Origin of the sequence: Pseudomonas sp. MAG733B (assembly GCF_036884845.1) — a bacterium.
Taxonomy (GTDB): Bacteria; Pseudomonadota; Gammaproteobacteria; order Pseudomonadales; family Pseudomonadaceae; genus Aquipseudomonas.
In genome coordinates this window covers 4,612,078-4,630,246 of the sequence record NZ_CP145732.1, presented here as the reverse complement: position 1 = coordinate 4,630,246, position 18,169 = coordinate 4,612,078, and the positions used below count along the sequence as shown (strand labels likewise).

The following is an 18,169-nucleotide window of genomic DNA, read 5'->3' as shown; positions in this document are numbered from 1 at the left end:
TTCTTATGTTCACCGCCCTGCGTTTGCCCCTCATTGGTTTGTTGTCTTTCACCCTGGCCCAGGCCGCACTGGCGGCCGATTGCGCACCGGTTAAAAGCCGTGGCGCCGAAGTCTTCGCCAATGAATGCGGGGTTTGCCATGCCGTGAGCAAAGGCACGGCCGGCATGATGGGGCCGAACCTGGCGGGTGTGATCGGGCGCAAGTCCGGCTCGCTGGAAGGCTTCAACTACTCGCAAGCCATGCGCAACAAGAACATCGACTGGCAAGCCGAGAACATCGAACAACTCATCACCCAACCCCAGGCCTATGTGCCTGGCACCTACATGCCCTACATGGGCATGGCCTCGGCAGATGATCGCCAAGCGGTCGTGTGCTTCCTCAAAGAACAAAAGTAATCAGCCGGATTACCGACTGAACAACTCATCTGCATGAAAGGTGATTTATGAGCAACGTTGAAATTCTGCCGCAGGTCGCTGCATTCCTCGATCGTCGTCACGGCTGCTTCATTGATGGGCAGTGGGTGTTTGCCGAAGGCGAGAGCATTGCCGTGGTCAACCCGGCCACCGGGCAAACCCTGTGCGAGACCCTCGACGCGCCGCTGGAAATCGTCGAGCGCGCCGTGCAGTCGTCGCACAAAGCGTTCAAGTCCGGTGTGTGGTCTGCGCTGCGCCCGGCTGATCGCGAACGCATCCTGCTGAACTTCACCCGTCTGGTAGAAGAACACGCTGAAGAACTCGCGCAACTGGAAACCCTGAGCCAGGGCAAGTCGATCAACATGGCTCGCGCTCTGGATTTGAACGCCACCGTGGAGTTCATGCGCTACATGTCCGGTTGGGCGACCAAAATCGAAGGCCAGACCTTCGATGTGTCGATCCCGCTGCCGCCAGGTGCCAAGTTCACTGCCTTCACCAAGCGTGAGCCGGTGGGTGTAGTCGTCGGCATCGTGCCGTGGAACTTCCCGCTGCTGATCGCCGCCTGGAAACTGATGCCGGCGCTGGCCACCGGTTGCACCGTCATCATCAAACCGGCGATGGAAACCCCGCTGACCGCCATGCGCCTGGCTGAACTGGCCCTCGAAGCCGGGATTCCCGCAGGCGTGTTCAACGTCGTGACCGGTGGCGGTGCTTCGGTCGGTGGGGTGCTGACTTCGCATCCGCTGGTGAGCAAAGTGTCGTTCACTGGCTCCACCGCCGTGGGCAAAAGCGTCGGTGTGGCGTGCATGGAAAACATGACACGCTTCTCTCTGGAACTGGGCGGCAAGAACCCGATGATCGTGCTCGCTGATGCCGACATCGAGAAAGCCGTGCAGGGCGCGATTCTTGGCGGCCTGCTGAACAATGGTCAGGTGTGTGCGGCGGCCTCGCGTTTCTACGTGCATCGCTCGATTCACGACCAGTTCGTTGAAGCCCTGGCAGCGGCCGTCTCGGCGATGCCGATTGGTGACGGCATGAACTGCGATGCAGCGATCAACCCGCTGGTTTCGCGCAAGCAGCAGCAAAGCGTGCTCAAGCACATTGAACTGGCCCGTCAGGAAGGCGCTCGCGTCGTGACCGGTGGCGAGTTGCTGGAAGGCGATGGCTTCTTCGTGCAGCCGACCATCCTGGCCGATATCGACCACAGCATGGCCGTGGCCCGCGAAGAAGTGTTCGGTCCGGTGCTGGGCGTGATGCCATTCGACGATGAAGATGCCGTCATCGAACTGGCCAACGACAACCGCTACGGTCTGGCCGCCAGCCTGTGGACCAACGATCTGGGCAAAGCGATGAACCTGGTGCCGCGCATCGAGGCCGGTACGGTTTGGGTCAACGCCCACGTATTGCTCGACCCGGCGATGCCGTTCGGTGGCGTCAAGCAGTCGGGCATGGGCCGCGAGTTCGGCCGCGCAGTGATCGAGGCTTACACCGAGCTCAAGTCGGTGTGCATCGCGCATTGATGCAAAACACTACCTGCGGCGTGACGGTAATCACGCCGCAGGCGGTTTCGCCAGTTCTATCCCCGCGGCGCTCAGCCGTTTGAGAATTTCGAACAGCAGCTCGCTTTTGATCGCGGTAACCATGCGCGGGCTGCTGACATAACCGGTGATGGTCAAAGTAATGCCTTCGGGCTTGAGTTGGCTGAAACGCACCACCGGCGCCGGTTTGTCCAGAATGGTTTCGTGCTCGATGTAGGTGTTGTACAGCAGGTTGCGCACTTGCTCGGGGTCGATGTCCAGCGGGAACATCAGTTCGAGTGTCGCCACCCCTTGGGCGCTGCCGCCGAGGGTGACGTTGCGCAGGTTCTGCGAGATCAACTGCGAATTGGGCACGATCACGATCGAGCGGTCGGCCAGTTGTATTTCCGTGGCCCGCACGTTGATCCGGCGGATGTCACCCTCGACCCCGCTGATGCTGATCAGGTCGCCAACCTTCACCGGGCGTTCGGTCAACAGAATGATGCCGGATACGAAGTTCTTGACGATTTCCTGCAAACCGAAGCCGATCCCCACCGACAAGGCGCTGACGATCCAGGCCAGATTGGTCCACTTGACCCCCAGCGACGACAGCATCAGCAAAATCACCAAGGCGTAGCCGATGTTGGAGAACAAGGTGCTGAGCGAGGCACACATGCCGGGGTCCATTTCGGTTTTCGGCAGGAATTCGTTGTCCAGCCAGCGGCGCAATGAGCGGATCAGGTAGATGCCGATGATCAGCGCGAGCAAGGCTTGCAACAGGTTGGCCGGGACGATGTTCAGTTTGCGCAGGCCGTCGCCTCCGAGGATAGCCAGAATATTGGTGGCCAGTTGGCCGAGCGTCGAACCGACGCCGCCCACCACCAGCGTGATCAGCGCTAACAGCAACAGCATGGCGCGGCCGAAACCGGACAGGAGGATCGAAATCTGCTCCAGGCGTGTGTCGCCAATGCCCAGCAATTGCTTGAGGGCCTTGCCCGTGGAATAGCGGGGTGAAAACAGGAATTCGCAACCGTCCTTCACGATCTGGATCAACAAATAGAAGCCGGCAAAAATTATGAAGAACCACACCAGCTCGTAAGTGATGAAGCGCGACAGCGACACATAGCCGACAAGCAAGGCAACGAGCGAAATCACGATCGCAATGCTGGCGAACGAATAAATCACCCCGGCCAGCGTCCGACCCGCTTCCGGGGCGACGCCTGCGATGACCATGGCCCGACGGGTTTTGCTGACGCGCAACAGCAGCAACGCGATCAATGACGAGACAATCAGTGCCACCAGGCCTCGGACAGAGATCACCATCTGCGAGCTCATGCCGGTGGCATTGGTCATTTGTGCCAGCGATACCAGCACCAGCAGCGCTAAGGACAACCGTACCGGGTAGGGTTTGATGGCCAGGGCGAGTGGGTCGGCAAAGGCCGGCAGTCGCCACGAAGGGTGTTGCGTGGACAGCAGCGCGCGGCTCAGACCGGTGATCAGCACACAGGTATAAACGATCTTTTCGAAGTCCTGGGAAAACCCCAGCAGTTGCGGCGTCAGGGGCAGTTCTCGGGTAACGGTGAAGAACAGCAACTGCAGGGCAATCCAGGCAGACAGGATCGTCGCCACGACCGAGGCCAGCGCCAGGGCACTGCGCCGCAGGCGACCTTCAGGCATTCGATGAATACACAACCAGGTCAGTCCGCGTTCGGCCACCCTGCGACCGAAAATCCAGAAAACCAGGGCCACGGCGAGCAACAGGCTGGTCAGCAGACGTTCGCCGGGTTGCCAGGTGGCGCCTAGCGTGTCGCCGATCTGTTGCATGAATGCGCTGAATTTTTGCCGGTCTTCCTCGGGCGGATTGAGCAGAGGGGCCCAGAACCAGGGATTGAGCACGCTCCGGGTCTGTTGGGTCACTTCGGTTTCCAGCAGGCTGCGGCGGATGGCGGCTATCTGGAGCAGCAGTTCGGCGGCGCTGGCTTTGAGGGTTGCCAGGGTTTTGAGCCGGGAGTCGATGCGGTTTTTCTGCTCGGTAAGGGCCGTCCTCTGGTTGGCGATTTCGGACTTTTCCGACGCGGCCTCTGCCAGGGGCGTTGGCCCCAGCACACCCAGTTGCGCCTGCAATTGAGCCTGTTCGGGCAACAGCAGTGCCGTCAGCCGATCAACTTCCCGGATCAGTGCCTGGACCAGATCCTGCGGGCCTTCGAGCTGGCTGTAGTTGCTGACCAGGGACACCTGCTGTTTCAGGTTGCCGAGCTGGTTGAGCAGCGCATCCAGATCGCCTTCGGAAACGCTGGCGGGGGCTCTCGTGAGGCTGTCGGCCGGAGCGTCTGGCACGGGCGCCGCCGCGAGCATCGAGCCGCTCGACGCGAACAGCAGCAACGCCATGACCATCATTAACTTCAATGCATTACGCATGGGAGCGCTCGACTGGTTGTTTGTCACTCAGCCTATGAGGTTAGGTCATGACTCACGTTATCGAGGCTTTTTTGGCTTCAAACCTCATTCACCTGGCCGCCGCGCCGGGAAAACCAGCTCAAAACAGGTAACGCCATCAGCGCTGCTGACGCTGTACGCGCCGTTGTGCAGTTGCATGATCGTCGCCACGATCGACAGACCCAGGCCATTGGATTGCGCCGAGCGTTCGCGGGATTCGTCGACCCGGTAGAAGCGTTCGAACAGCCTGGGCAGGTGCTCGGCGGGAATGGTCTGGCCGTGGTTGCGCACTTGCAGGTGGATGCCGTCGGTCTTTGGTGTGGCTTGGATGTGTAGCGCTGAGTCAGGCGCGCCGTATTTGATCGCATTGGCGCACAGGTTGGCCAGGGCGCGGCGCAGCAGCATCGGTTCGGCCCAGATCACGCCGCTGCCCTGGGCATCGATGCGGATTCCGACATCCGCCGCAAGACCTTCGAAATAGTCGGCCATGCGTTCCATCTCGTCGGCGGCGTCCAGTTCCTGGCGTTGGCGCAGGGCGCTGGCCGGGTCGGTGCGTGCGAGGAACAGCATGTTGTCGAGCATTCGCGCCAGGCGTTCGAGTTCCTCGACATTGGACGCGAGCAACTGTTGATAGGCCTCGATGCTGCGGTTCTGCTGCAAGGCGACCTGGGTTTCGCCGAGCAGATTGTTGATTGGCGTGCGCAGTTCATGGGCCATGTCGGTCGACACTTGTCCCAGTTGCACGAAGCCTCTGCCGAGGCGATCGAGCATGGCATTGAAGGCGTCGATCATCGGCAGCAGTTCCAGCGGCGCGCCCTGGCTGTCGAGGCGCTCACCAAGGTTGCCCACGCCGATGCCTTGGGCATGTTGGGCCACGCGCCGCACCGGCAGCAGACCACGTTGCACCAGTACGTAGCCGGACAGTGCCAGCAGAATCGCCGCCACGCTGGCGAACAGATAGACGTTGAGCCGATAGTTGGCGAGCACCGCTGTGCGCTCGGTCATCAGGCGCCCGGTGACCACCTCCAGGGTGCCCTGGTCGCCGGAGTCGATGGTCGCCGCCAGTGCCGAAAAAGGCACGCCGTTGATGTTGGGCAAGTGATGCACGTCGCCAAGGCTCAGCGGGTGATTGAGAGGCATCGGCGACAGCGTTGGCATGCTCAGGTTACCCGGATTGACCACCAGCAACGGCGTTTGACCGGGCGCGCCGATGGTCAGCAAGGCTTCGCGATTACCCAGCATGTTCTGGAACAGCGCCGGTTTGGTCCGAATCAGCTCCAGGGTGTTGCTGTCGTTGAGGAACGTGCGCAGTTGATCGATGCGGGTGATCAGGGCGGCATCGTCGCGACGGATCAATTCGTGCTCCAGGTCGTGGTACAACGCCACGCCCAGAGCGGTCAACGAGACAAACGCGAGAAACGCAAACACCAGCGCCAGATGCAGCGTCAGGGAGTGGCGCAGACGGGACAGGCCGTTCATGGCTGCGTATCGAAGCGGTAGCCGATACCGCGCACGCTGTGGATCAACTTGAGCTGGAACGGGTCGTCGACCTTCAACCGCAACCGGCGAACGGCGACATCCACCACGTTGGTGTCACTGTCGAAGTTCATGTCCCAGACCCGCGAGGCGATCATCGAGCGCGACAGCACTTCACCCTGATGCGTGGCGAACAGGTGCAGCAGGGCGAATTCCTTGTTGGTCAGGGTGATGCGCGTGCCGGCGCGGGTGACGCGGCGCTTGAGCACGTCGATTTGCAGGTCCTCGATCTGCAACTGTTCTTCTTCACGGGTGGGGCCGCGGCGGGTCAGGGTGCGCAGGCGGGCGACCAGTTCGGCGAAGGAAAACGGCTTGATCAGGTAATCGTCGGCGCCCAGTTCCAGGCCCTTGATGCGGTCGGCGATGTCATCGCGGGCGGTGAGGAACAGCACCGGGGTGTCGGCTTCCTTGCGCAGGCGGCGCAGGACTTCCCAGCCATCCATTTTCGGCATCATCACGTCGAGCACGATCACATCGAAATCGTGCTCCAGGGCCAGGTGCAAGCCATCGACGCCATCGCGGGCCAGGCTCACGGTGTAACCGAGTTCCTGCAAGCCGTTAAGCAGGTAATTACCGGCCTTGGGTTCATCTTCGACGACAAGAATGTTCATGGAGTTGTGCCTGGTTCAGGGTCAACAAAATTCAGCGCCGCAAACGCGGGCTACAGCGGCATGCCGATGCCGCCAGTGTAGCCCGTTCATCTGCGGGTACGCAGGGATGACGATCAATGCTCATTGGTGCAACCGCTGCCCTGGACCAGGTAATCCAGCTCATGCTGGCGACCCTGATGGTCGAGGTAGTTCAGTTGGGCGGGGATGATGCCGCATTGTTGCGAAATGTCGGTTTCGCCGGTGACTTTGGCGATATCGAGGTGGACGAAGGCCGCGTCCTTGTCGTGGATCACCGGGGCGGTGCTTTGGGTATCGGCAAAGGCCGAGCCGGTAGCGAGGAGGGCGGCGAAACCGAGGATATACATTTTCATGATGGGGCTCTCTATTCAGGGTTGAGATGGCTGTCGGCGGGTGGGCCTGGCAGTAAGTACAGGTTAACCAGGTGATCCGAACAGCCAGCCAACAGCTTGATGACAAAGTTGTAATAAACCGGTGTCGGATTACGGTTGGCGACCGGAGGCTTCAAGGATCAGGTCAGCGATTTCCTTGGAATGCGATACCAGCGACAGATGACTCGACGGCAACTCGATAGTGGTCGCGCCCATGCGCTTGGCGAGGAAGCGTTCCAGGTCAGGGTTGATTGTCTGGTCAAGACTCGACACGGCGTACCACGACGGTTTGGTGTGCCAGGCCGCGGCGGTGGTGCGCTCACCAAACAGGGTCTTGGCTATCGGTTGCTGCACGGCGAAAAGTTGCATGGCCTTGTCGTGTGGCACGTCGCTGGCGAAGTATTTGAGGAAGGCGTCTTGCTTGAGGCTGACGAAACCGTCGTGTTCTTCAGTGCCGGCACGCACGGGCATGGTCGGATACTTGGCCGAGAGGGCGACGAAGTCTTCCCCGGCATCCGGCGCCCGCGCGGCGACATACACCAGCGAACTGACCTTCGGATTGACCCCGGCCTCGCTGACCACGGTGCCGGCGTATGAGTGGCCGACCAGTACGATCGGGCCGTCTTGCTGATCAAGTACACGCTGGGTGGCAGCGACGTCATCGGCCACCGAGGTCAGTGGGTTTTGCACGGCGGTGACATGCAGACCAGCAGCCTGCAAACGGGAAATCACGTCCGACCAACTGGAGCCATCGGCCCAGGAACCGTGCACCAGCACGACGTTATTGGCCTTGACCGGTGCGATTGGCGAAGCGGCCATGGCGGAACCGGTGCCCAGCACGAACAGGCTGGCGGCGATCAGGCAGAGTTTGCTCAATGGATTCATGGTATCGACCCTTGTCATCATCAGTGGAAGGCGTGTCACCCGCTGTGGGTGACTGACGACTTCACTGTATGAGGCGAGGGTGCTGGCTACGCTGACAACTCAATGACAAGTCTGTAATGCAATGAACCGTTCAGGTGTAGGCCAGCAAACGGCCGCAAAGGATCACGCTGACCCATATCCCGATGGAAAACAGCGCCTGCAACCTGGCTACGCCGGGTGCCGATGCATCGGTGTTCCACGCCGTGACGGAGCGGTACACGCCGACATGGAACAGCACGGCGTTCAGACCCGCCGTGGCGATCAGGCACAGCTTGAGGATGAAAATGTCATTGGAGGCAAAGTCGTGTGGGTGAGCGGAAAACATCATCAGCCCGGCCGGGACGATCAACAGCAGGGCCGCCACGGACCATGGCAGGAGATGGCGGGCGAGGGCCGTTACCTGAATAGAGCGCGACACGCCGAGTACTCGCAGGTCAAACATCACCACTGAGCCAACCAGTATCACGAAGCCGAGTATGTGCACCACCTCGACCAGCGGGTACAGCCACAAGTCGCCGCGCATGGCTGTTCCAAGCGGCGAATCGTTCAGCCGGTCCATCCAGCCCGGTTCGGTTTGCATCAGCGCAACTCGGTGGTTTTGTCGCCGATGGTGATGCGTTCTGCACGTAATTCATCGGGTTTGCTGCGGTTCTGGTAACCGACCACGGTGGCTTGCGTGCCGACCGCCAGCATGTCCTTCGACAGCCCGCGATTTTCCATGCGCGAAGGCGGGGCGAGCACCACGTTCCAGGTTTTGTCCGCCGTTTTCAGGTTGACGAAGCCGTGGGGATGGGAATAACCGGCTTCTTCAATGGTGCCGCTCAATTGCAAGGGCTTGCTGGAGTCATACTCGCTCCAGCCGTGATGGGCGAAGGCCGTCGTGACCACCAGCAGCAATGACACGCCAATGCCCTTGAGCATGATGTTCATGGCAGGGTTCTCCTGAGTCGATGTTTTTCAGGATAGCCCGCACATTCGCAAGGGCTGGGCGGCCAGACCAAAAGTATGTTTCTGACTATGTAGTTGTTCTGCTACAGGGCAACCACAACCCCTGTAGGAGCGAGCTTGCTCGCGATTGCGGTGCATCAGCCACCACGATGTTAAGTGTGCCGATGCCATCGCGAGCAAGCTCGCTCCCACCGGGTTTTGTGCGTTGCCTGATAGGCGAAATTAACGCACACCCGCCTGACGCAGCGCTGCCGGGGTGTAGTTGTTCGCCGAAGCCACGGCGCCGAATTCAATGCTGCGCTTTTCTTCGTTCTTCAGGCCCAGCACCGAGTAGCGGCCGGACTGCAGGTCGTAGAGCACTTCAGCGGTATAGCCCGGCACTTGCTTGTGGTAGTACTGCTGCGCATGCCCTTCGCCTACGCGCCACAGTTGGCCGCGGCCGTCGTAATGGTCCACCTCCGCCAATTGCCAGCTGTCTTCATCGAAGTACATGTGGCGTGTCGCGTAGATGTGACGCTCGCCTGGCTTGACCTTGGCCACCACTTCCCAGACGCGGTGTAATTCGTAGCGGGTCAGGTCCTGATTGATATGACCGGCCTTGAGGATGTCGGCGTACTTGAGGTTGGGTGAGTCGAGCTTGTAGCTGTTGTAGGGGATGTACAGCTCCTTTTTCCCGACCAGCTCCCAGGTGTATCGATCCGGCGCACCGTTGAACATGTCGTAGTTGTCCGTGGTGGCCAGGCCGTCGGCAGCGGTGGCCGGGCCGTCGTAGGCCACTTGTGGCGCACGGCGCACGCGACGCTGGCCGGCGTTGTACAGCCAGGCGTTGCGGGGCTCTTTTACCTGGTCGATGGTTTCGTGCACCAGCAACACGTTACCGGCCAGGCGGGCCGGGCCTGTCACACGCTGGATAAAGTAGAACAGCACGTTATCGGCCTTGTCCTTGTCCAGGTCCGGAAGCTCACGCGGGTAAGAGATTTCGTCTTCCAGTTCGACCATGCTGAAGGCGCCGTCGGCTTGCGGTTGGACACGGGTTGCCCAGCGCTTGAGGTTGCCGCCGCGATAACGGGTCAGGTGATTCCACAGCACTTCGATACCGCTCTTGGGCACCGGGAACGCGTAGTAACGGCTATCGGCAAAACCGGTCAAGCCATTGCCGCCATCCACGCCTTCGGTCTTCAGGGCGCTGGCCTTGATCACCGAGTAGATGTCTGCCGGCACCGCGGCGGTGCGGTGAGTCGGGTAGACCGGGATTTTGTAGGTGTCGGGATAGCGCGCGAACAAGGCCAATTGGCCTGCCGAGAGCTTGTCCTTGTACTGATTGACGTTGGCGGCGGTGATGGTGAACAGGGGCTTTTCGTTGGCAAACGGGTCGGACAAAAAGCCCTTGGCATCGACTGTCCCGGCGCTGGTCGGCAGGCCTCCGGACCAGGCGGGAATGCTGCCGGCGGCGTTCGCGGTTCTGACGGCGCCCATCGGCGTCAGCGTGGTGCCCAGTTGCGCAGCCTCTTCGGGAGAAACCTTGGCCATGACAGCCGTGGCCAGGAGGGAAAGCGCCAGGGCACCGGTTTGCACAAGTATTTTTGTTGTTTTCATGTCGTTGCTCTCAGGTTTTTCGATGGGCAGGGTCAGTTCAGCGACCCAGGTAAAGCAGGCCGATTACCAGCATTGCGAGGAACAGCGTTTCACCAACCAGCAACGCGATCGGGCGCCAGCCCACAGTCGCGAGTTTTTGCAGTGAGGTTTTCAAGCCCAAGGCCGCGATAGCGATCACCAGGCAGACACGTGAGGTGTCACTCATGGCGCTCGACAGCGAAAGCGGCAGGACGCCACTGCTGTTGATCGCAACCAGGCAAACAAAGGCGAGCAGGAATCCCGGAACCAGCGGCATCCGCCGTCCCGTGCCTGTCTGCTGGCCCTGTTGCCGGCGGAAACACCAGGCAATCACCACGACGGCGGGAACCAGCAGCGCCACGCGCAGCAGCTTCACCACGGTGGCGATGTCGCCGGTTGCCGGCGAGATCATGTAGCCGGCGCCGACGACCTGCGCCACGTCATGGATGGTGCCGCCGAGAAAGGTCCCGGCTTGTTCGGGAGAAAGGCCGAGCAGTTTGCAGAGGATCGGATAGGTGATCATGGCCACGGTCGAAAGGCCGGTGACACTGACCACCGTCAGCAAGGTATCGCGCTCGCTGTTCTCATGTTTGGGCAGTACGGCGGAAATCGCCAGGGCGGCCGACGCTCCGCAAATGGCCACGGCGCCACCGGTCAACACGCCGAAGTCGGCGCGTACGCCCAGCAGGCGAGCGCTGAGCCAGCCAACAACAATTGTCGCCGTCACGGCAAACACGGCTGCCAGTACGGTTTCCCAACCAAGCGAGCCGATCTGTTCCAGGGTGATACGCGCACCCAACAGCGCGACGCCGATGCGCAACAGCGTCCGCGAGGCGAACTCGATACCCGGCAGGCAGCGGCTGTGCTCGCTGAGAAAATGGCAGGCCATGCCGAATAACAGGGCATACAACAACGTCGGGCCACCGTAGTGATCAGCGATAAAGGCCGAGGCCATGGCGATCGCCAGGCTGACCAGCAGACCGGGACCGATCTGCCGCAGCTGGCCAAGCCATTGCCGGGGCGCGCTGACGGGTGTGCTGATGTGCGACGCAGGGGGCGCGTTCTTGATCATCTTGATTTTCTCTACAGCGTCCGGAGCAACGCGCGGGGAGCTACGTCGATCCGGACGCCAGGCGGGGGGATTAGTCGGTGACTGCTTGCTCGTAGCACGTCAAGTCGCGATCGATCGGCACCCACGGTTGGGCTGAGGCACACCACAGGTGCAAGGCCGGGTTGAGTGCCGAGGTGTCGCTGAGCGTGCCGGCCTTGACCGCAAACAGGCCGGGCATCGTGGTCACCGCGCTATACAGTCCGGAGCCACAATGGCTGCAGAAGAACCGCCGCACCGGCAGGCCGCTGCCACCATTGCTGGAGAAACTGCTCAACGTCTTGCCGGCGACTTCGAAACCGTCGGTGGGTACCAGCACGTTGATCGAAAAGGCGCTGCCCGATTGTTTCTGGCAATCGCTGCAGTGGCAGACAGCGGTCATCAGCGGGGCGGCGAGGGTCGAATACTGGATGTTGCCGCACAGGCAACTGCCATTGAGGGTGGTCATGGAAAATTACTCATTCGGGGGGTAGGAAAAGGGTCAAGGGTGAAGCGCGCGCCTGGCTTCCCATTGCAGGGCGTTTTGCGCGGTGTGCCGGAAACTGCTCCAGGCGCTGCAAAAGAGCAGGGCGGCGAGGGCGCAGGCGATCAGGGAGACATAGAGGATCGAGTACTTGATCGCGTGCGGGTCCTTGAACACGTAGTCGGTCAGCAACCCCATGAAGACCGGGCCGCAACCGGCGCCCAGCAGGTTCAGGACACCGGTGAACATGGCCATGAACTGGCCGCGCATGGGCGCCGGAGACACTTCGACGATGAGGGCTGCACCCACGCCGAACAGGCTGGTCCAGAGGAGGGTGGCCAACACCAGGAACGGGATCGCTCGTTCCAGGCTCGACGCCAGCAACAGCGGCACACTCACCAGCGCCAGCAGGATGCAGGCGATCAGGGCGACGCGCAGGTTGCCGTTGCTCACCCCGCGATTGCGCCAGTACTCGCCCAGCCAACTGGCGATGACCACGCCGAGCGGACCACAGACGCACATGATCGCGCCCATCAAGGCTCCGACCCGGGCGTAGCTCCAGCCAAATTCACGCACCAGATAAGTCGGCACCCAGCCGCCACTGCCATACACCGCCGCATAGAAACAGCCGGCGCCGAGGAACAGTGCAGCAAAGGTGCGACGGTTCTCGCGCAGGTACGCCAGTACTTCACGCAGCGGTACATCCGTGCGGGCCTGCGGTTTGACGCCCATCGCGTTTTTGCGTGAACGCGGTTCGGGCACGCCGGCCATCAACAGCAACACCAGCAGGCCGGGCAAGCCGATCGACATCAACGTGGTCTGCCAAGGTTGCAGCAAGCCCAACCCAGGCAGGGTCAGCGGGTGTTCGGTGAAATAGCCCAGCACCAAACCGGTGGCGAGCAGACCGGCACCCACGCCGAATGATGCGCCAGTGCCGAACACGCCGAGGGCGCGGCCGCGTTTTTCCGCCGGGAACAAATCACTGATCAAAGACACCGCACCCGGCAGCAGCACGGCCTCACCGACCGCCACGCCGATTCGCGCCAGCAACAAGTGCCAGAACTCGCTGGCCAAACCACCGGCCGCGGTGGCAATGCACCACAGACCGATGCCGACGGTGATCACCCAGCGCCGATTGCCGCGATCGATCAGCCGCGCGATGGGCAGGCCGACCAGTGAGTAAAAAGCAGCGAAGGTAAAACCGTGGAGCACGCCCATCCAGCTGTCGTTGACCTGCAACGATTGCTGGATCGGGCCGACCAGCAGGGTCAGGATCTGCCGGTCCATGATCGAAAAAATATAGGCAATCAGCAGGACGCCGACGGTGTAATACGCCTGTCCGCGATTAGGCAGGATCACTGCCGCAGGGGCGACGGTAGTGCTCCGGATACCGGTTGTACTCGACATCACTTCAATACCTCATGACACGCGCTGGTTCTTATTGTTGTATCCAGATCCTGGGAGCAAAGCCCCCAGGCCGCATGGCTGGCAGCGGTTCAGCCGGGTTGCTGCCAAAGATTGTTGTCCTGCCAGATATTTTCCTTGCGCCAGTGCTGCGGCAGCGTTTCGCCGGTTTGCTGGATCACGCGCCCGATCAGCAGTTTGAGCTGCTGGGCTTCTTCGTAATCGAGTGACTCCATTGCGGTCATTTCGGCGGCCTTGGCGAACGCCAGCCACTCGATGGTCAATTGCCGTCCGGACTCGGTGAAGTAAATTCGCGCCGCTTCATCATTGGTCGTTTCCAAGGTGAGCAAACCTTTTTGCACCCAGACATCCAGGTGTTGTCGGGTGAGGTCCTTGCCGACGAATTCGAACAGTCGGCGCAACTCAGTCAGGGTTTTGCCTTCGCCGAAACTGAGCATGCCCAGCAGCTCGAAATCGAGGTCGCTCATGCCCATGGCCTTCAGTTGCTGACGAATCGGCATTTGCATCTGGTAGTAGGCGCGGCCCAGCAGGAAGCCCAGCCAGTTGTCGCCATAGACGCTATGATCCTGCACGACGACAGGCTCCAGCAGGCGTCGATAACCGCCGCCGTGAAACACCAGTGGTGAGCTGTCAAAGCGATCGAAGGCCAGCACTTCCCCGACCAGAATGATGTGATCACCACCTTCGTACTGGTAGGTTGTGCGGCACTCGAAACGCGCCGAACAGCCTTCCAGCAACGGGATGCCGTCAGCACCGCGAGTGGTCGACAGCCCGGCGAATTTGTCGACGCCACGCTTGGCGAAGCGGTTGGACAAATCTTCCTGATCGTTGGCCAGGATGTGCACGGCAAAGTGTTCGGAACCGGTAAACGCCTGGGCCGATGACGAATCCTTGTTCAGGCTCCAGAGCACCATCGGCGGGTCAATCGACACCGAGTTGAAACTGTTGGCCGTCATGCCGTAGTCCTGCCCGTCCCGACCTCGGGTCGTGACAATGGTCACGCCGGTGGTGAAGGCGCCCAGCGCCTGGCGGAACTGCCGCGGGTCGAAGTTCGAATTGTTCATGTACCAGTACTCCATCGCCGCTGACGGATCAGGGCGAATTTATTGTTGTTCTTGCACGAAGGGGCGTTTCAAGGGCAGAGCAGGGGCATGACCAGACGGCCAAAGCGCTCGGCTTCCTCGTGATGCGGGTAACCCGACAGGCAGAAGCCGCTGCAACCGGCCTCGACGAACTCCATCAGTTGTGCGGCGACTTGCTCAGGGTTGCCCACCACCGCGACGCCTGCGCCGGGACGGACTTCGGTAATCCCCGTCCACAGGTGCGGAGTCATCTTGCGGCCGACGGTTTTCGACAGTTCGGCGGCGCGCTGGCTGGCGACCGAATTACTTTTTGCCGCCATCTGTACCGCTGCGGCGAGTGCCGAGTTTTCTGCCCCGGCGATGAGTGCCTCGGCGGCAGCCCAGGCGTCCTCTTCGTTTTCGCGGCAGATGATTTGCAGGCGCATGGCGAATCGGATTTCGTCTTCGCGGCCATATTTGGCTGCCCGGGCACGCATCTCGATGATCTGCCCGGCAATGCGTTCCGGGTAATCGCCCCAGAACAGGTGCACGGACGAATGCTTGGCCGAAATTTCCGCCGCTTGGTCGGAACCACCGCCGAGAAAGAAAGGTGGATGCGGCTGCTGGACCGTGGCAGGCATGATTTTCGGACCATGGACCTGAAAATACTTGCCGTTGTGTTCCACGTCTTGCTCGGTCCACAGGCGTTTCATCAGCTCGACTTCTTCGAGTAACTGATCGTAGCGATCTTCTTTGGCCACAAACTGGCCTTCAGCGTAAGCGTCTTTGTCGCTGACGCCGGCAATCAGATTGAGGTAGATGCGGCCCTGGGACAGTTGATCGAAGGTCGCGATCATCTTTGCCTGGGTAACCGGATGGATATAGCCGGGCTTGAGCGCCGCAAGCATTTTCAGGCGTGTGGTACGCGCCGCCAGGTAAGAGGCAACCACCCAGGCGTCCCAGCAGATCGCACTGACCGGAAGCAGCATGTAGTCGAACCCGGCGTTTTCGGCGGCGATGGCCACGCGTTCGAAATGCTCCAGCGAGCGCGGAATATCCTGGCTCGGGTCACCGAACGCAGTGGTGTCGCCCAGTGTTGGACAGAACCAGCCCATGCTCAGGGGGATTTTTTTATTCATTGTGAGTCTCCCGACAGGTGAACGATGGGTTCACTAAATCAAAGGCCTTACAATGAGTAAAATGAATATGTACCATTCAATGTATGCACAACATTAATATACGTACCCTCGATCTGAACCTGCTGGTGGTGTTCATCACACTCTGGGAAACCCAGAGCGTCACCCGCGCCAGTGAACGCCTGGCGCTGAGCCAGTCAGCCGTCAGCCACGCGTTGCGCCGTTTGCGTGAACGACTGGGCGACGAACTGTTCGTGCTCGGTCGTGCGGGGCTGTTGCCGACATCACGGGCCACCGAATTGATCGGCCCGGTGCGTGAGGCGTTGGAGAAAATCGATCAGGTGCTGCAGGGCGGGGAACTGTTTTCGCCGGCCAACGCCCAGCGCACCTTTCGCATTGCGGCAGGGGATTTCGTCGAGTTCCTGATTCTGCCCCGGCTGCTCCAGCATATTTCCGTGGCCGCGCCGGGGGTGGTCATTGAAATCGTGCCTTTGCCCGAGCCCGGGACCTTGTCATTGATGCTTGAAAGTGGGGCCATCGACCTGATGATCAACCTCCCCGAAGCGTTGGGTGCGGGGGTACGCTTCGAGCAATTGTCGACCGTCCAGTTGCTCACCCTGATCTGGCAGCGAGAGCGTTTGCCTGAAGGGCGCTTTCCGCTGGATCTCTATCTGGAGCGGCCGCACGTAGTCATCAGCATGCACGAGCGCGGCGGCAACATCATTGACCGAACACTCGCGGCCAAGTCCCTGAGCCGATGCATCGGTGCGGTGGTGCAGAACTTCATGGCGATGCCGGTCATTGCCTCGCAAACCGGCTACATCTGCAACTTGCCGAGCCCGATCGCTCGCACCTTTGCCGACGTATTCAACCTCAGTTGCCATTCCCCTCCGCTTGAGTTTCCCGAGCCCGAACTGATTGCTTGCTGGCACGCGCGATTCGATGCCGATGAAGGCCTGCAATGGCTCCGTGCGCAAGTGAGACGGTGCGCGGTCAACTGATCCCGCGATGAAATCCTCATAGATACAACTTTGTCCTACGCTTATGCGCAGGCCAATGTTCATCGAGCAGGAATTCGTACTCTGATCGACGCGCAAACGGCACCCATAAAAACAATGCTAAAGGGAGATACACCATGTCCGCTTTGTTTCGTCGCGTCGGTCATAGCCTGGCTGTGGGCCTTGTCGCTGCTGCACTCACCACACCTGCGCTGGCGCTGGACACCGTCAAGTTCATGGCCCCCGGTTCCGTGGGCGGTGGCTACGACCAGACCGCCCGAGTGTTGGGCAAGGCCCTGATCGAGGCCAATGTCGCCAAGGCCGTCACCTTTGAAAACAAGGGCGGCGCGGGTGGCACGCTGGGGCTGGCGCAGTTTGCCAACAGCACCAAGGGCGATCCGAATGCGCTGCTGGTGGTCGGCGCGATCATGGTCGCGGGTATCGAACAGAACAAACCGCAAATCAGCTTGAAGGACGTAACGCCGATCGCGCGGTTGTTTACCGAATACAACGTGATCGCGGTGCGCAAGGAATCTCCGTACAAGACCCTCGACGACCTGATCAAGGACTTCAAGGCCAAGCCCTCCAGCATCACTTGGGGCGGTGGCTCCAAGGGCTCGATCGACCACATCGGCATCGCCGAACTGGCCGGCAAGCTGGACGTACCAGTCAACAAGGTCAATTACATCGCCACCGGCGGTGGCGGTGAAATCGTGGCCCAGACCCTGGGCGGGCAAATCAAAGTGCTGACGGGTGGCTATGCCGAACTGGGTCAATACATCAAGAACGGCCAGATCCGCGTGCTCGCCATCGGTGCCCCTGAGCGTGTTCCGGAGATCGACGCGCCCACCCTCAAGGAAAGTGGCTACGACGTGGTCATCGGCAACTGGCGTGGTGTCTACGGCGCTGCGAATCTCACGCCCGAGCAGCGTAAAGAAGTGACCGATGCTGTGCTGGCCGCCAGCAAAAGCAAGGTCTGGCAGGACAACATCCGTATCAATGCCTGGACCGAAAGCGTGCTGACCGGTGATGACTTCGGCAAATTCGTCGATGAAGAACACGTGCGGTTGCGCGCGATGCTGGTCAAGGTCGGACTGCTCTGAAATGGCCGGCGCGCGTGCAGTCGTGCCGGTGCAACTGGCGATCGGCATTGGCCTGATCGCCCTCAGCGCCGTGTTGGCGGTGGGTGCTTTTCGGTTCCCGCCCGAGATGGGCTTCGTGATTCTGCCGGCATACGTCTATCCCTACGTGGTCGGGGGGTTTCTCTGCGCGGTGGGCGTGTTGCTGAGTTATCAGGCGTTCACTGGCGGATTTCGTGAACTGGACAGCGGCAATCCCGGCATTGCTGGCGGAAAAACCGGTGCGGCCTGGGTGACCGGCGGGTTGGTGGGCGTGGCGTTGCTGATCAACCTGATCGGCTTTGTGCTGGCCGCAGGTTTGCTGTTTGCCTGTGCGGCCCGGGGTTTCGGCAGTCGTCATCCGCTGCGCGACCTGGCCATCGGCATTGCCTTGACCCTGCCGATCTACTGGCTGTTCAACGCCGGGCTGGGGGTTTCCCTGCCGCCGCTGGTCAACGCCTGGATCTGACTC

At 60.8% G+C, this 18,169-nt stretch carries 18 protein-coding genes; 5 read left to right on the top strand and 13 right to left on the bottom strand.

Annotated elements, in window-relative coordinates:
• Positions 1–5: 5 nt before the first annotated feature.
• Both V6Z53_RS21150 and V6Z53_RS21145 read left to right on the top strand, forming a co-directional pair.
• Positions 6–395 (top strand): c-type cytochrome, encoded by a 390-nt coding sequence (locus tag V6Z53_RS21150; protein ID WP_338581565.1) that lies wholly within the window; start codon positions 6–8, stop codon positions 393–395.
• A gap of 47 nt (positions 396–442) precedes the next feature.
• Positions 443–1,933 carry an aldehyde dehydrogenase family protein gene (locus tag V6Z53_RS21145; RefSeq protein ID WP_338581564.1) on the top strand — a complete coding sequence of 497 codons (1,491 nt, stop codon included), beginning with the start codon at positions 443–445 and terminating at the stop codon, positions 1,931–1,933.
• Positions 1,934–1,963: 30 nt separating this feature from the next.
• On the opposite strand, the gene V6Z53_RS21140 is transcribed toward V6Z53_RS21145, so the two are convergent.
• The 13 genes from V6Z53_RS21140 to V6Z53_RS21080 all read right to left on the bottom strand — a co-directional run bounded on the left by V6Z53_RS21140 (position 1,964) and on the right by V6Z53_RS21080 (position 15,584).
• Positions 1,964–4,348: a DUF3772 domain-containing protein gene (locus tag V6Z53_RS21140; protein WP_338581563.1), complete on the bottom strand. Its 2,385-nt coding sequence runs from the start codon at positions 4,346–4,348 to the stop codon at positions 1,964–1,966.
• An 84-nt stretch (positions 4,349–4,432) separates the two neighbouring features.
• Positions 4,433–5,845 (bottom strand): heavy metal sensor histidine kinase, encoded by a 1,413-nt coding sequence (locus V6Z53_RS21135; protein ID WP_338581562.1) that lies wholly within the window; start codon positions 5,843–5,845, stop codon positions 4,433–4,435.
• Positions 5,842–6,513, bottom strand: a complete 672-nt coding sequence (locus tag V6Z53_RS21130; protein ID WP_338581560.1) for a heavy metal response regulator transcription factor — start codon at positions 6,511–6,513, stop codon at positions 5,842–5,844. Before V6Z53_RS21130 ends, V6Z53_RS21135 begins: the two co-directional genes overlap by 4 nt.
• A gap of 113 nt (positions 6,514–6,626) precedes the next feature.
• Positions 6,627–6,884 (bottom strand): DUF2790 domain-containing protein, encoded by a 258-nt coding sequence (locus V6Z53_RS21125; RefSeq protein ID WP_338581559.1) that lies wholly within the window; start codon positions 6,882–6,884, stop codon positions 6,627–6,629.
• A 129-nt stretch (positions 6,885–7,013) separates the two neighbouring features.
• Complete coding sequence (locus tag V6Z53_RS21120; protein WP_338581558.1) at positions 7,014–7,787, bottom strand: alpha/beta hydrolase; 774 nt, start codon at positions 7,785–7,787, stop codon at positions 7,014–7,016.
• Positions 7,788–7,917: 130 nt separating this feature from the next.
• The gene (locus V6Z53_RS21115; protein WP_338581557.1) at positions 7,918–8,406 is read right to left on the bottom strand and encodes a DUF6644 family protein; all 489 of its coding nucleotides are present in this window, start codon (positions 8,404–8,406) and stop codon (positions 7,918–7,920) included.
• Entirely contained in the window at positions 8,406–8,756 is a 351-nt protein-coding gene (locus tag V6Z53_RS21110) for a DUF6152 family protein (protein WP_338581556.1), read from the bottom strand. The genes V6Z53_RS21115 and V6Z53_RS21110 overlap by 1 nt, the downstream gene beginning before the upstream one ends.
• 240 nt (positions 8,757–8,996) lie before the next feature.
• On the bottom strand, positions 8,997–10,370 hold the full coding sequence (locus tag V6Z53_RS21105) for a DUF1329 domain-containing protein (protein WP_338581555.1): 1,374 nt from the start codon (positions 10,368–10,370) through the stop codon (positions 8,997–8,999).
• 37 nt (positions 10,371–10,407) lie between these two features.
• Positions 10,408–11,460 carry a YeiH family protein gene (locus V6Z53_RS21100; RefSeq protein WP_338581554.1) on the bottom strand — a complete coding sequence of 351 codons (1,053 nt, stop codon included), beginning with the start codon at positions 11,458–11,460 and terminating at the stop codon, positions 10,408–10,410.
• 70 nt (positions 11,461–11,530) lie between these two features.
• A complete protein-coding gene (locus V6Z53_RS21095) occupies positions 11,531–11,944 on the bottom strand; it encodes a GFA family protein (protein WP_338581553.1) in 414 nt (137 codons plus the stop codon).
• Positions 11,945–11,977: 33 nt separating this feature from the next.
• A complete protein-coding gene (locus V6Z53_RS21090; protein ID WP_338581551.1) occupies positions 11,978–13,366 on the bottom strand; it encodes an MFS transporter in 1,389 nt (462 codons plus the stop codon).
• Positions 13,367–13,455: 89 nt separating this feature from the next.
• The gene (locus V6Z53_RS21085; protein ID WP_338581549.1) at positions 13,456–14,448 is read right to left on the bottom strand and encodes a flavin reductase family protein; all 993 of its coding nucleotides are present in this window, start codon (positions 14,446–14,448) and stop codon (positions 13,456–13,458) included.
• Between the two features lie 68 nt (positions 14,449–14,516).
• Positions 14,517–15,584 carry an LLM class flavin-dependent oxidoreductase gene (locus V6Z53_RS21080; RefSeq protein WP_338581547.1) on the bottom strand — a complete coding sequence of 356 codons (1,068 nt, stop codon included), beginning with the start codon at positions 15,582–15,584 and terminating at the stop codon, positions 14,517–14,519.
• Positions 15,585–15,667: 83 nt separating this feature from the next.
• Here V6Z53_RS21080 and V6Z53_RS21075 point away from each other — a divergent pair, with 83 nt between their 5' ends.
• The 3 genes from V6Z53_RS21075 to V6Z53_RS21065 all read left to right on the top strand — a co-directional run bounded on the left by V6Z53_RS21075 (position 15,668) and on the right by V6Z53_RS21065 (position 18,166).
• On the top strand, positions 15,668–16,582 hold the full coding sequence (locus tag V6Z53_RS21075) for a LysR family transcriptional regulator (RefSeq protein ID WP_338581546.1): 915 nt from the start codon (positions 15,668–15,670) through the stop codon (positions 16,580–16,582).
• A gap of 134 nt (positions 16,583–16,716) precedes the next feature.
• Positions 16,717–17,682: a tripartite tricarboxylate transporter substrate-binding protein gene (locus V6Z53_RS21070; RefSeq protein ID WP_338581545.1), complete on the top strand. Its 966-nt coding sequence runs from the start codon at positions 16,717–16,719 to the stop codon at positions 17,680–17,682.
• A 1-nt stretch (position 17,683) separates the two neighbouring features.
• On the top strand, positions 17,684–18,166 hold the full coding sequence (locus tag V6Z53_RS21065) for a tripartite tricarboxylate transporter TctB family protein (protein ID WP_338581544.1): 483 nt from the start codon (positions 17,684–17,686) through the stop codon (positions 18,164–18,166).
• The last annotated feature ends 3 nt before the right edge of the window (positions 18,167–18,169 follow it).